Source organism: Enterobacter cloacae subsp. cloacae ATCC 13047 (assembly GCF_000025565.1).
GTDB lineage: Bacteria > Pseudomonadota > Gammaproteobacteria > Enterobacterales > Enterobacteriaceae > Enterobacter > Enterobacter cloacae.
This window is the reverse complement of the sequence record NC_014121.1, coordinates 4,976,800-4,990,065: the sequence shown is the minus strand read 5'-3', so window position 1 is coordinate 4,990,065 and position 13,266 is coordinate 4,976,800. Positions and strand designations below refer to the sequence as shown.

The 13,266-nt window shown below is 51.7% G+C and carries 13 protein-coding genes; 9 read left to right on the top strand and 4 right to left on the bottom strand.

Annotation, left to right across the window (positions count from 1 at the left end; translation table 11 throughout):
* Positions 1-24 precede the first annotated feature (24 nt).
* The 7 genes from pcoA (at position 25) to pcoE (ending at position 6,876) form a co-directional block, all read left to right on the top strand.
* Entirely contained in the window at positions 25-1,842 is a 1,818-nt protein-coding gene (gene pcoA / locus ECL_RS24310; protein WP_000925240.1) for a multicopper oxidase PcoA, read from the top strand.
* Between the two features lie 5 nt (positions 1,843-1,847).
* Complete coding sequence (pcoB, locus tag ECL_RS24305; RefSeq protein WP_001378118.1) at positions 1,848-2,738, top strand: copper resistance outer membrane transporter PcoB; 891 nt, start codon at positions 1,848-1,850, stop codon at positions 2,736-2,738.
* Positions 2,739-2,777: 39 nt separating this feature from the next.
* Positions 2,778-3,158, top strand: a complete 381-nt coding sequence (pcoC, locus tag ECL_RS24300) for a copper resistance system metallochaperone PcoC (RefSeq protein ID WP_000025662.1) — start codon at positions 2,778-2,780, stop codon at positions 3,156-3,158.
* 55 nt (positions 3,159-3,213) lie between these two features.
* Positions 3,214-4,092 (top strand): copper resistance inner membrane protein PcoD, encoded by an 879-nt coding sequence (pcoD, locus tag ECL_RS24295; protein WP_229692861.1) that lies wholly within the window; start codon positions 3,214-3,216, stop codon positions 4,090-4,092.
* 54 nt (positions 4,093-4,146) lie between these two features.
* Positions 4,147-4,827 carry a copper response regulator transcription factor PcoR gene (gene pcoR, locus ECL_RS24290; RefSeq protein WP_001188930.1) on the top strand — a complete coding sequence of 227 codons (681 nt, stop codon included), beginning with the start codon at positions 4,147-4,149 and terminating at the stop codon, positions 4,825-4,827.
* A complete protein-coding gene (gene pcoS / locus ECL_RS24285; protein WP_001211180.1) occupies positions 4,824-6,224 on the top strand; it encodes a copper resistance membrane spanning protein PcoS in 1,401 nt (466 codons plus the stop codon). Before pcoR ends, pcoS begins: the two co-directional genes overlap by 4 nt.
* 217 nt (positions 6,225-6,441) lie before the next feature.
* Positions 6,442-6,876: a copper resistance system metallochaperone PcoE gene (pcoE, locus tag ECL_RS24280; RefSeq protein WP_000723069.1), complete on the top strand. Its 435-nt coding sequence runs from the start codon at positions 6,442-6,444 to the stop codon at positions 6,874-6,876.
* Between the two features lie 354 nt (positions 6,877-7,230).
* Here pcoE and ECL_RS24275 read toward each other — a convergent pair whose 3' ends face one another.
* Both ECL_RS24275 and ECL_RS24270 read right to left on the bottom strand, forming a co-directional pair.
* On the bottom strand, positions 7,231-8,184 hold the full coding sequence (locus ECL_RS24275) for an NAD(P)-dependent oxidoreductase (protein ID WP_013099186.1): 954 nt from the start codon (positions 8,182-8,184) through the stop codon (positions 7,231-7,233).
* Positions 8,184-8,876, bottom strand: a complete 693-nt coding sequence (locus ECL_RS24270) for an RraA family protein (RefSeq protein WP_013099185.1) — start codon at positions 8,874-8,876, stop codon at positions 8,184-8,186. The genes ECL_RS24275 and ECL_RS24270 overlap by 1 nt, the downstream gene beginning before the upstream one ends.
* A gap of 169 nt (positions 8,877-9,045) precedes the next feature.
* Between ECL_RS24270 and ECL_RS24265 the strand changes: the two genes are divergently transcribed.
* The gene (locus ECL_RS24265; RefSeq protein ID WP_013099184.1) at positions 9,046-9,783 is read left to right on the top strand and encodes an IclR family transcriptional regulator; all 738 of its coding nucleotides are present in this window, start codon (positions 9,046-9,048) and stop codon (positions 9,781-9,783) included.
* 35 nt (positions 9,784-9,818) lie between these two features.
* On the opposite strand, the gene ECL_RS24260 is transcribed toward ECL_RS24265, so the two are convergent.
* Complete coding sequence (locus tag ECL_RS24260) at positions 9,819-11,153, bottom strand: MFS transporter (RefSeq protein ID WP_044157757.1); 1,335 nt, start codon at positions 11,151-11,153, stop codon at positions 9,819-9,821.
* A 330-nt stretch (positions 11,154-11,483) separates the two neighbouring features.
* Here ECL_RS24260 and ECL_RS24255 point away from each other — a divergent pair, with 330 nt between their 5' ends.
* Positions 11,484-12,509 carry a TerC/Alx family metal homeostasis membrane protein gene (locus tag ECL_RS24255; protein WP_013099182.1) on the top strand — a complete coding sequence of 342 codons (1,026 nt, stop codon included), beginning with the start codon at positions 11,484-11,486 and terminating at the stop codon, positions 12,507-12,509.
* Between the two features lie 60 nt (positions 12,510-12,569).
* Here ECL_RS24255 and ECL_RS24250 read toward each other — a convergent pair whose 3' ends face one another.
* A complete protein-coding gene (locus tag ECL_RS24250) occupies positions 12,570-13,232 on the bottom strand; it encodes an HAD family hydrolase (RefSeq protein ID WP_013099181.1) in 663 nt (220 codons plus the stop codon).
* Between the last annotated feature and the right edge of the window lie 34 nt (positions 13,233-13,266).

Sequence of the window (13,266 nt, the reverse complement as noted above, 5' to 3'; positions counted from 1 at the left end):
CATACTTTAAATAAGGGAATGCGCATGCTGTTGAAAACGTCTCGACGAACTTTCCTGAAGGGGTTAACCCTCTCTGGCGTAGCCGGAAGTCTTGGCGTATGGAGTTTCAATGCGCGTTCCAGTCTGAGCCTGCCAGTTGCCGCATCCCTGCAGGGTACTCAGTTTGACCTGACCATTGGTGAAACGGCCGTCAATATCACGGGCAGTGAGCGTCAGGCCAAAACAATCAATGGAGGCCTGCCGGGGCCCGTTCTTCGCTGGAAAGAAGGTGACACCATTACCCTGAAGGTCAAAAACCGTCTTAATGAACAGACGTCCATTCACTGGCACGGCATTATTCTTCCGGCCAATATGGATGGTGTTCCGGGGCTGAGTTTTATGGGCATAGAGCCTGATGATACCTACGTTTACACCTTTAAGGTTAAGCAGAACGGGACTTACTGGTACCACAGCCATTCCGGTCTGCAGGAACAGGAGGGGGTATACGGTGCCATTATCATCGATGCCGGGGAGCCAGAACCGTTTACTTACGATCGTGAGCATGTGGTCATGTTGTCTGACTGGACCGATGAAAATCCTCACAGCCTGCTGAAAAAATTAAAAAAACAGTCGGATTACTACAATTTCAATAAACCAACCGTTGGCTCTTTTTTCCGCGACGTGAATACCAGGGGGCTGTCAGCCACCATTGCCGATCGGAAAATGTGGGCTGAAATGAAAATGAATCCGACTGACCTCGCGGATGTCAGTGGCTACACCTACACCTATCTCATGAACGGGCAGGCCCCGCTGAAAAACTGGACCGGACTGTTCCGTCCCGGTGAAAAGATACGCTTACGGTTTATCAACGGCTCGGCAATGACCTATTTCGATATCCGTATCCCCGGGCTGAAAATGACGGTCGTGGCTGCAGATGGCCAGTATGTAAACCCGGTTACCGTTGACGAATTCAGGATTGCCGTTGCCGAAACCTATGATGTCATTGTGGAGCCTCAGGGTGAGGCCTATACCATCTTCGCACAATCCATGGACAGGACCGGTTACGCTCGAGGGACACTGGCCACGAGAGAGGGGTTAAGTGCTGCCGTTCCCCCCCTCGATCCCCGTCCTCTGTTGACCATGGAAGATATGGGTATGGGGGGAATGGGACATGATATGGCAGGAATGGACCACAGCCAGATGGGAGGCATGGATAACAGCGGAGAGATGATGTCTATGGACGGTGCTGACCTTCCGGATAGCGGGACATCCTCCGCGCCCATGGATCACAGCAGCATGGCCGGTATGGATCATTCCCGGATGGCCGGAATGCCGGGTATGCAAAGTCATCCTGCGTCAGAAACGGATAACCCACTGGTTGATATGCAGGCGATGAGCGTCTCTCCGAAGTTAAATGATCCGGGTATTGGTCTTCGAAATAACGGAAGAAAGGTTCTCACGTACGCGGATTTGAAAAGCCGCTTTGAGGATCCTGACGGACGTGAACCTGGCCGTACCATAGAACTGCATTTAACCGGCCACATGGAAAAGTTTGCCTGGTCATTTAACGGAATCAAGTTTTCAGATGCCGCACCGGTGCTGCTGAAATACGGTGAGCGGCTCAGGATCACGCTGATCAACGATACCATGATGACTCACCCCATTCACCTGCATGGTATGTGGAGCGATCTGGAAGATGAAAACGGTAATTTCATGGTTCGTAAACACACAATAGATGTTCCCCCTGGTACAAAACGCAGTTACAGAGTGACAGCAGATGCGCTTGGCCGCTGGGCGTATCACTGCCATTTGCTCTATCACATGGAAATGGGAATGTTTCGTGAAGTCCGGGTGGAGGAATGATGCGAATGAAGAGAAATTTGAAGGCCATACCTGTTCTGGTCGCCGGTTTGTTTACCTCACAGCTTTCTATTGCGGCGGGCTCCGTCTCTGCAGATCCCCACGCCGGGCACGACATGTCTGCCATGCAGATGCCAGCAGATGAGAATTTCACTGAGATGACGTCAATGGAGCCCATTGTAACTGAGAGCAGAACGCCAATTCCGCCTGTTACCGATGCCGACCGGAAGGCTGCATTCGGCAATTTACAGGGGCATGCGATTCACGACAGTGCGATTAATTATCTGGTTCTGCTGGATCAACTGGAATGGCAACGGTCGGATAACACCAACAATTTCAGCTGGAGTGTTAACAGCTGGATTGGAGGCGACACAGATCGGATTTGGCTAAAGAGTGAAGGTGAACGAAGCAATGGGGAAACGGAGGCGGCTGAAGCGCAGTTACTCTGGGGACATGCGGTTGGCCCATGGTGGGATTTGGTTGCGGGTGTCAGGCAGGATTTCAGACCTGCTTCTGCCCGGACCTGGGCTGCTGTCGGTTTTCAGGGGCTGGCACTCTATAATTTTGAGTCTGAAATTACGGGTTTTGTCAGTAATGGCGGAAAAGCAGCCCTTCGTCTGGGAGGAGAATACGACGTTTTACTGACTAACCGGCTCATACTCCAGCCATCCTATGAGGTGAATTTCTACAGTCAGGATGATGAATCGCGGGGTCGCGGCAGGGGACTGACTGACACAGAGCTGGGGCTCCGGCTGCGCTATGAAATACGCCGTGAGTTTGCACCCTATATAGGCGTTTCCTGGAATCAACTTTACGGGAAAACATCCGATATGGCGAAAAGAGAAGGTGAGAAAGACCATCAGGTAGTATTCCTGGCGGGAGCCAGAATCTGGTTTTAACGCACTGATATAAAACACTCAACTAAACAGGTAAATAAAATGTCGATTTTAAATAAAGCCATTCTTACAGGTGGCCTCGTTATGGGCGTTGCTTTCTCTGCTATGGCCCATCCGGAATTAAAAAGCTCTGTGCCACAGGCTGATTCAGCCGTAGCGGCCCCGGAAAAGATTCAGCTTAATTTCTCGGAAAATCTGACCGTGAAATTCTCAGGTGCAAAATTAACGATGACGGGTATGAAAGGCATGTCATCACATTCTCCGATGCCGGTCGCGGCAAAAGTGGCGCCAGGCGCTGACCCTAAATCGATGGTCATTATTCCGCGAGAGCCTTTACCCGCTGGCACTTATCGTGTTGACTGGCGCGCGGTTTCTTCAGATACGCACCCTATTACCGGTAATTACACCTTTACAGTGAAGTAATATTATGAACGACCTGATTATGATTGTTATTCGTTTTCTTCTTTATCTGGATTTGATGGTAATATTTGGATTGCCATTTTTTCAGATATATGGAATAAGCGGTGTCAGACATGAAACCTATAACCTGACTAATTTCAGGTCGTTTATAACTTTTGCTGTTGTTACAGGCATCATTCTTACTGGCATTAATATGCTCCTGGTATCTAATGCCATGAGTGGAGTAACTGACCTCAGAGAATTATCCATCCATGTTATCGAGATGGTGATAGAAGAAACTGATGTGGGTATTAGCTGGATTGTCAGGCTCTGTGCCCTGTTTACCACACTCGGTGCTTTGTTCCTTTACACTAATAAGAGAGTATTGTCCTGCCTGCTGATGACGATGAGTGGGGGCGTGGCGCTGGCTACACTTGCCTGGGGAGGACACGCCGTTATGCATGACGGTCTGCATTACTATCTCCATTTACTGAGCGATCTGACCCATCTCGGCGCTGCAGGTGCCTGGACAGGTGCTCTGGTTGCATTTGCTATCCTGCTGATGCGCAGAAACGAGCATAATGCACAGAGCGTCATTGTGATATCTGACTCCCTGGCAAAATTTGCCACGGCAGGAACGGTGATTGTTGTAGCCCTGATCCTGAGTGCGCTGGTCAACTATCTGTATATTGCTGAGGGTAACTTAACTCCCTTATTCAACAGTTCCTGGGGGAGGATATTGCTTGCCAAGACGGCTCTGTTTGTTCTGATGCTTCTTCTGGCTGCAGCAAACCGGTTTCACCTGGGTCCCCGGCTTGAAGTTATGGTCAGGGAAGGGAATTATGATCGCAGCGTTGCCCTGATGCGAAACAGCATCCTGACAGAATTCGTTGTTGCGATTATCATTCTGGGCGCCGTAGCGTGGCTCGGAATGCTTGCTCCGTCTCAGGTCAGCTAGGGGACAGCCAAAGCTCATGCGTGAGATTTTTACTTTCATATCAGCGAGTTGACCATGCAGCGTATTTTAATCGTTGAAGACGAACAAAAAACAGGTCGTTACCTGCAGCAGGGACTGGTTGAGGAAGGCTATCAGGCCGATCTCTTTAATAATGGCCGCGATGGTCTCGGGGCCGCGTCGAAGGGACAGTATGATTTGATAATACTGGACGTGATGCTGCCTTTCCTCGACGGGTGGCAAATCATCAGCGCACTGAGGGAGTCCGGGCACGAAGAACCGGTCCTGTTTTTAACCGCAAAGGACAACGTGCGGGACAAAGTGAAAGGACTGGAGCTTGGCGCAGATGACTACCTGATTAAGCCCTTTGATTTTACGGAGCTGGTTGCACGTGTAAGAACCCTACTGCGCCGGGCACGCTCGCAGGCCGCAACAGTCTGCACCATCGCCGATATGACCGTTGATATGGTGCGCCGGACCGTGATCCGTTCGGGGAAGAAGATCCATCTCACCGGTAAAGAATACGTTCTGCTTGAGTTGCTGCTGCAACGCACCGGAGAAGTGTTACCCAGGAGTCTTATCTCGTCCCTGGTCTGGAACATGAATTTTGACAGTGATACGAATGTGATTGATGTCGCCGTGAGACGTCTGAGAAGTAAAATTGATGATGACTTTGAGCCAAAACTGATCCATACCGTTCGCGGTGCCGGATATGTCCTGGAGATCAGAGAAGAGTGAGGTTCAAAATTTCCCTGACCACACGCCTGAGCCTGATTTTTTCTGCGGTGATGCTTACGGTATGGTGGTTATCAAGTTTTATCCTGATTAGCACCCTTAATGGCTATTTCGATAATCAGGACCGCGATTTTCTGACAGGTAAACTTCAGCTCACCGAAGAGTTTCTTAAAACAGAGACGTTCAGGAACAAAACGGATATTAAGTCATTATCAGAAAAAATAAACGATGCGATGGTGGGGCACAATGGCTTATTCATTTCTATAAAAAACATGGAAAATGAAAAAATTGTTGAACTCTATGCCAAAAATTCTGTTGTTCCAGCGGTCCTGCTTAATAAGTCGGGTGATATTCTCGACTATATGATCCAGACGGAAGAAAATAACACCGTGTACCGCAGTATCTCGCGGCGGGTTGCCGTGACGCCGGAACAGGGTAAAAGCAAACATGTCATCATTACGGTTGCCACGGATACTGGGTATCACACCCTGTTTATGGACAAACTCAGTACCTGGCTGTTCTGGTTCAATATCGGTCTGGTCTTTATTTCTGTTTTTCTGGGCTGGCTGACCACACGTATTGGTCTGAAACCGCTACGGGAAATGACCAGTCTGGCTTCCTCCATGACCGTACACAGCCTGGATCAGCGTCTAAATCCCGATCTGGCTCCGCCGGAAATCTCTGAGACCATGCAGGAGTTCAATAATATGTTTGATCGCCTGGAGGGGGCATTCCGGAAACTGTCAGATTTCTCGTCTGACATCGCGCATGAGCTGCGCACACCAGTCAGTAATCTGATGATGCAGACGCAGTTTGCACTGGCTAAGGAAAGGGATGTTTCGCATTACCGCGAAATTTTATTCGCTAACCTGGAAGAACTGAAAAGGTTGTCACGAATGACCAGTGACATGCTTTTTCTGGCACGTTCAGAGCATGGTCTGCTGCGGCTGGATAAACATGATGTGGATCTGGCAGCCGAACTGAATGAATTACGTGAGTTGTTCGAGCCCCTGGCAGACGAAACAGGAAAGACAATCACGGTTGAAGGAGAGGGCGTTGTTGCCGGAGACAGCGATATGCTCCGACGTGCTTTCAGTAACCTGCTTTCCAATGCAATCAAGTATTCTCCCGATAACACCTGTACAGCGATACACCTTGAGCGTGACAGTGACTGTGTGAACGTGATGATTACGAATACGATGTCCGGCCAGGTTCCCGCTAATCTGGAACGTTTGTTTGACCGGTTCTATCGCGCAGACTCATCAAGGTTCTACAACACGGAAGGCGCGGGGCTGGGATTATCAATTACAAGGTCGATCATTCATGCTCACGGCGGCGAGCTGTCAGCAGAACAGCAGGGGCGTGAAATTGTGTTCAAAGTGCGCCTGTTAATGGATTAATCCCGTTGTTCAGGAGAAACCTGGAAGGTGACAAAATAGTCATCATTCAGTCACGCGATAAACAGAGGCGGTTTTTTATAATTATTCATAAATCAGGAGCAGCGTGATAACACAATCACCTGGTTCCTGGAGTGATGATTAACCCGCCCTGAGATCAACTGCTTTCTCTGTTATAAGCCATTGATTGTTTGGGTATGTAAACACCGGAGACCCAACCATGAAAAAGATTCTCGTATCATTTGTTGCCATTATGGCTGCCGCTTCATCTGCCATGGCTGCAGAGACAATGAACATGCATGACCAGGTAAATAATGCACAGGCACCTGCCCACCAGATGCAGTCATCTGCTGAAAAAAGTGCAATTCAGGGAGACAGCATGACAATGATGGATATGAGCAGTCACGATCAGGCCGCAATGTCCCATGACATGATGCAAAACAGCAATTCTGCTGCCCACCAGGACATGGCTGAAATGCATAAAAAAATGATGAAAGCTAAACCCGGAGCTACCAACGAAACAGCAAAGTCATTTTCTGAAATGAGCGAGCATGAGAAGGCCGCAGCTGTACATGAGAAGGCGAATAATGGTCAGTCTTCCGTTGTTCACCAGCAGCAGGCTGATAAGCATCGCAGTCAGATCACCCAGAATTAACCCGCAGCTCCACTTGTTAGACCCTCATTTGACGCCGAAGTCACTGGCTTACGCTCCCGTCCGGGAGCGTTTTTTTTCCCATATATCAAACTTTAACTCTGAAGAGGTGGAAGTATCTGACCAACACTGTCACGTAACGCCAGATAACTACAAAAACACCTTTTTCCTCCTGTAAATTGCAGTTCCTGCAAGAACATCAAGGCATAATGTTGGAACAGCGTGTGATACACACTTAGCATCATGTTTTGTATGTGTTTTTTTAAAACTTTACAACTTTAAAGTCTTTTTCAGGTTAAAGGATACAACTTTAATGTCTCTACACAGCAGAGAAGCCCTGAGGGAGTTCATTTTGGATTAGCGGCTCGCGGTAAGCGTTGTTTCTTCAGCTTCACTTACAACGTCTACAATATTGCTGGCCGCCGCGGTGCCCATTTTGATATACGATGCTGCGCTGACGCCGCCAATATGCGGAGAGATAATGACGTTCTCGACCCCCTGCCAGAGGTGCGGAGCGGTCAGTGGTTCGCTGGTAAAGCTGTCCAGCCCCGCGCTGTGCAAGGTTCGATTCTCTAGCGCCGCGAGCAATGACCCATCGTCAATCAAGCCGCCGCGTGCCGTATTCACCAGAATAGCGTTTGGCTTAACGTATGCGAGCGTTTTCGTATTGATCATGCCCCGATTATCGTCGGTGAGCGGACAATGCAAAGAAATCACATCGGAACGGGAAAGTAGGTCGGTCAGAGTATCAGTACGCTCGCATATGGAAGGCATTGATTGAGCATAGGGATCGTAAGCAAGAACCCGCATACTAAAGACGTGACCGATCTGTGCTACCCGTGAGCCAATAGCCCCCAGCCCGATCAGTCCCAGCGTGAGTCCTTCCAGTTCGATGGATTTATGCGTGGCTTTATCCCAGTGCCCCTGTCGCAGTCGCGTATCCAGCGATACCACCGATTTGGCGCAGGCGAGAATTAATGCCCAGGTGTGTTCAGCCACCGCCGCCGCGTTAGCTCCCGGTGCAGAGCGGACGGCGATATTACGCTCAGCCGCTGCCGCCTGGTCTATCACATCAATCCCGCTTCCGTGCTTGGAAATAACCTGCAGGGCTGGTGCTGCATCCATGATTTTCGCGCTAATCTTGCCGTAACGTACCAGTATTGCCACCGGATTATGCTGTTCACACAGTGCAATCAGCTCATCCTCCGTGGGCTGACGACCCGCAAACACCACCTCAAAGTCGTGCAATATCGCCATGGCCTGCTCTGCCAGGTCGCTCCCGGTTACCAGGACCACCTTCTTATTTGCCATTACAGCGTCTCCCCGTCTGCCAGCATGCCCGCCTTACGCAGCGCGTCATTGAGCCAGTGTGGGCGTAAATCGCCCTCACGAATAGCAGCAAGACGTTTGGTCTCCATCTCCAGCTTCCCTTTTGCCAGACTGATAATCTGCTTAACTTCCTCGCGTGGGATCACCACCACGCCGTCGATATCGGCCACTACCAAATCTCCGGCATGCACTGTCGCCCCGGCAACGGAAATGGGGTGGTTCACCCGGCCAGAAATGGACTTTGTCGGGCCGCAGGGATTCAGACCAGCAGAGAAAACGGGATAGTTACCCTTACTCAGTGTGTCGGCGTCACGTACCGCTCCGTCGATAATGATCCCTGCAATACCGCTCGCCTGAGCCTGGGTGGCCATGATTTCACCCAGTAGCGCGCAGCTCAGATCGCCTTTTCCATCGACAACCAGGACATCGCCGGGCTGGGCAACGGCCATCGCGGCATGAATGGCCAGATTATCCCCCGGACGCACCTCAACGGTAACAGCCGGACCCGCAACGGACATGTGCGATGCCAACGGTTTGATTCGTCCATGCAGCGTACCGCGGCGCCCGGCGACATCCGCCAGTATGGCTGCCTGATATTCGGCGGCCTGGCGTACCTCTTCAGCCGATACGCGTTCGAACTGGCGGTTTATCAATGATTTTTCAGAAACGGACATGACTCTCTCCATATTGTTTTACTGTGTACAATGCAGGTGTACAATACAAAACAACTATAGCGGTGTTGCTTTCCTTTTAGCCAGACCTGAGAAGGGGTTTGTGATGTAAACACGAAGTGACTCACAAAATTTGAGGTACACTCTCTGCCGGGCTGAAAAGGAGATAATGATGGGGAATGAAGGCGTTGTAGCGGTTGAGAAGGCGCTGGCTTTACTGGATTGCTTCCGTCCTGGCGATGAAAGCCTGACGTTAACCGCCCTGGCGCAGCTATCGGGTTACCACAAAACCACGGTTTACCGCTTAATGAACTCTCTTGAACGGATGAACTATGTCGTCAGACATGATGACGGCAATTATGCGCTTGGTCCTCGTCTGCTTTATCTCGGTAAGCTTTATGAACAGTCTTTCCATCTTTCCCGGGTGGTGCAGCCTGAACTTCAGGCCTTATCCCTGGCTTCCCAGGAGAGCGCCAGCTGGTATGTATTAGAAGGCGGACAACGTCTGTGCCTGTTTCGGGCAGAAGCCTCACATGGGCTCCGACACAGCAATCTCCCCGGCACTCAGTTCCCGCTGGATGATTCTGCTATCAGTAAGGTTCTACGCCATTGGGGCCTCAATGAGCCCCTGCCGGGCGGTGAGCCTGCGCTTCCGCTCTACACGGCAGGTGCCCGCGATCCCCATACCGCGGCGTTTGCGATGCCCGTCTTCGGCGTTCATGACAAACTGATTGCGGCGCTGGCATTGACCGGCCCCATCTCGCGACTGACGGAAGATCGCAGGGAGCAAGGTATTCGTCAGTTGATGCACGATACCGCCAGCCGCCTGTCACAGAAAATGGGGGCCAGCAAGCCCTTCTGTCAGCAGTTCTACGGGGAAACGAGCGATACAGCGGAAGAAAACGGTTAACGAAAAGCGGGACACGCGTCCCGCTTTTGTCATCACTAATGCGTGACCTGTTTTTCGTGTAGCTGAGCGTTACGGGCCTGTCGTCCCATAATGAGAACTGCGATACCTCCCGCCACACACAGCGTGGCCAGCGGAAGCATAGCCAGCGTGTAGCTGCCCGTCCGCTCATTGATAATACCGTATGCATTGACCATGACCGCGCCGCCGATCAGGTTAGCAATAGCGCCAATCGCAGCCAGCCCTGCAGCCGCTGAAGTACTGCTCATCCAACTGGATGCCAGCGCCCAGAAAGGCCCTTTCATGGAATACGCACCTATCAACATGATGCTGAGGATCACGATAGTCGCCGGCAGCGACACGCTCACAAATGCAGCGAACACGCCTGCGGCAATCATGAACAGTGTCAGTGCGGTGTGCCAGCGGCGCTCGTTGGTACGATCCGAGTTTCGCCCCCAAATAATCATGAGAACGGATGCCAGACCGTAAGGGATAGCGTTGAGCAGGCCTGTTTCCAGGTTATCGAGGTGGAAGGATTTAAGCAGTTGAGGAGACCAGACGCTGATGGTGGTGCCTGCAGACGATGCGCCCGCGTAAATGAGTGCCATCAGCCAGATTTGGCGATGCTTCAAAAGCTGCCACGTCGTTTGATGTCCAATGTTCTTTTGCTGATTACGCTCGCTCTCCAGCGTGCTTTCCAGCCATTTTTTCTGCTCACTGCTGAGCCAGTTTGCCTGATGAGGACGATCGCGAAGAATAAACCAGGCGGCAATGCCCAGCAGTACGGCGGGTAAGCCTTCAATAATAAACAGCAGATGCCAGCCGCGAAGACCCAACCAGCCATCCATTGACAGAATCAGCCCGGAGAGTGGGGAGCCGATGAAGTTGGCGAGCGGGATGGCAACCATAAATGACGCAATAATGCGTGCGCGGTAGCGGGAAGGGATCCACCAGGTCAGATAAAGCACGACGCCCGGGAAAAAGCCCGCTTCAGCAGCGCCGAGCAGAAAACGTACGATATAGAGCGACGTAGTGTTCTGAACCAATGACATACACATTGAAACGACGCCCCAGCTGATCATAATGCGCGGGATCCACAGTCGTGCGCCGACTTTTTGCATCGCCAGATTGCTTGGAACTTCAAACAAAAAATAGGCCACAAAGTAGAGACTGCTGGCGAAACCAAATGCCGCTTTGCTAAGACCGAGATCCTCATTCATCTGCAGCGATGCCATGCCGATGTTCCCGCGATCGATAATGGAGATCAGATAGCTGACGATGAGAAACGGGAGGATACGCCAGATCACCTTCCGCATCGTCTCCTTTTCTATCCCCTCACTGGTGGTAGCGCCATAACGCGTTTGTTCTGTCATTGTGTCCTCGCAGGGTCTGTTCTTGGTTTTATCAGGTACAACTCAGTTTTATTTAACAAAACCACTATAGCGACGTTGCGTTATTTTTATCCAGTGAATGGAAGGTTTAAATTATGTAAATAAGAGGTGACTCACATATCAGGCGCGTTACGCAAAGCGCCTAAACGGCAGATGCGTCACCCCACGTTGTGAGGTAAAGTACACGCCTTGCGCAGCCACAGAGCTGCGGTTTGAAGGGGGGAACCGTTGTAAAACCGTTCCATCTTTTTCTCTGCTGGCATATGCCAGTCTGCATGGTTTTTGTGTTTTGCCTCTACAAAAGGATTGTGTATGTCTACTGCTCATCTCGGTTTCCCGACGGAAACCGTTGTTGTCTTTGTGGTGATGGCTGTCGGGGCGATGTTTATCGACCTCTTCATGCACCGTCACGATAAGCCTGTCTCGCTGAAAAGTGCCGCAATGTGGTCCGTTTTCTGGTTCTCAATGGCGATGGCGTTTGCCGGGTTCCTGTATGTTCACCACGGTGCCGAGATGGCGAGCCTGTTCCTCACCGGCTACGCGCTGGAAGAGGTACTCTCGGTCGATAACCTGTTTGTGATGATGGCGATTTTCGCCTGGTTCGGCGTGCCGGATAAGTACCGTCACCGCGTACTCTACTGGGGGGTGCTGGGGGCGATTGTCTTCCGCGGTATCTTCGTGGCCATTGGGACCAGCCTGCTGAGTCTGGGGCCGTACGTGGAGGTTATTTTTGCGCTGGTCGTTGGCTGGACGGCGGTGATGATGCTCAGGCGCAACGAAGAGAGCGACGAGGTTGAAGATTACTCCGGTCACCTGGCCTATCGGCTGGTGAAACGCTTCTATCCTGTCTGGCCGAAAATCAGCAGCCACGCCTTTATTCTGACCCAGAAAGAGGTGGATGCGGAGCTGGAAAAACCAGAAAACCAGGACGTAATGGTTGGGCGCGTCAAAAAAGCGAAACGTTACGCGACGCCATTATTACTTTGCGTGGCGGTCGTGGAGCTGTCTGATGTGATGTTCGCGTTTGACTCCGTACCGGCCATTATCGCCGTCAGCCGCGAGCCGCTGATTATCTACAGCGGCATGATGTTTGCCATCCTCGGCCTGCGTACGCTCTATTTCGTACTGGAAGCGCTGAAGCAGTATCTGGTTCACCTGGAGAAGGCGGTGGTCCTGCTGCTGTTCTTCGTGGCGTTCAAGCTCGGGTTGAATGCAACAGATCACTTCTGGCATCACGGCTACAGCATTGGCGCGACGACCAGTCTGTTCGTGGTATTAGGCGTGCTGGCGCTGGGGATTATTGCGAGCGTGATGTTCCCGGGGAAACGTGAGGCCTGATGCAACGCTCTTCTCCCTCTCCCTGTGGGAGAGGGCCGGGGTGAGGGCACCAGACCGCACCTAACCCTTAATCGGTGAGTTGCGGCGCTTGCGCGGTGGGTGGAAGTGCCGCCAGTGTGGATCCTGCGCTGCGGCCAGCAGTTCGTGGTCGCCACGGGTATCCCCCCAGGCGCGCAGGTGGTACTCGTTCAGATTGCCATACACCTTTTCCAGTCTGGCGACTTTCTGGGCGCAGCGGCAGTTGTTGCCGGTAATGCGCCCGGTCAGCTTACCGTCTTTCACTTCCAGTTGTGTGCCAATCAGCTTGATGCCAAGCTTGTCAGCCCACGGCTGGAGCACCAGTGCCGGAGAGGCGGAACAGATGGTCACTTCCGCGCCAGAGTTCACCTCCGCCGCCACCGCCAGCACCCCCTCGGGGCGCATCAGCTTGTTCCAGTATTTTTCGCAAAACGCTTCCGCCTGCTGACGTAACCAGTGTTCATCCACCCCCGTCAGGAACGTTTTGATCAGCACCTCTTTTAGCTCATCACGCGTTAGCTTGCGGCGTACGCAGTGGAGCGTCGGCAATGCCATACGCACCAGTCGTCCCGCGAAGTAACGTTTCCCGAAGGCAAAACGCAGGAAAGGGATGAAGCTATCGTGGTGTGTTAACGTTCCATCAAAGTCGAAGACAGAGAGCACGTTAGATTTGGCCACGGTCTCGTCGGCAATCATATTGGTCATAAATACGTCTTAGCTGAAATACACATTCTGCTCG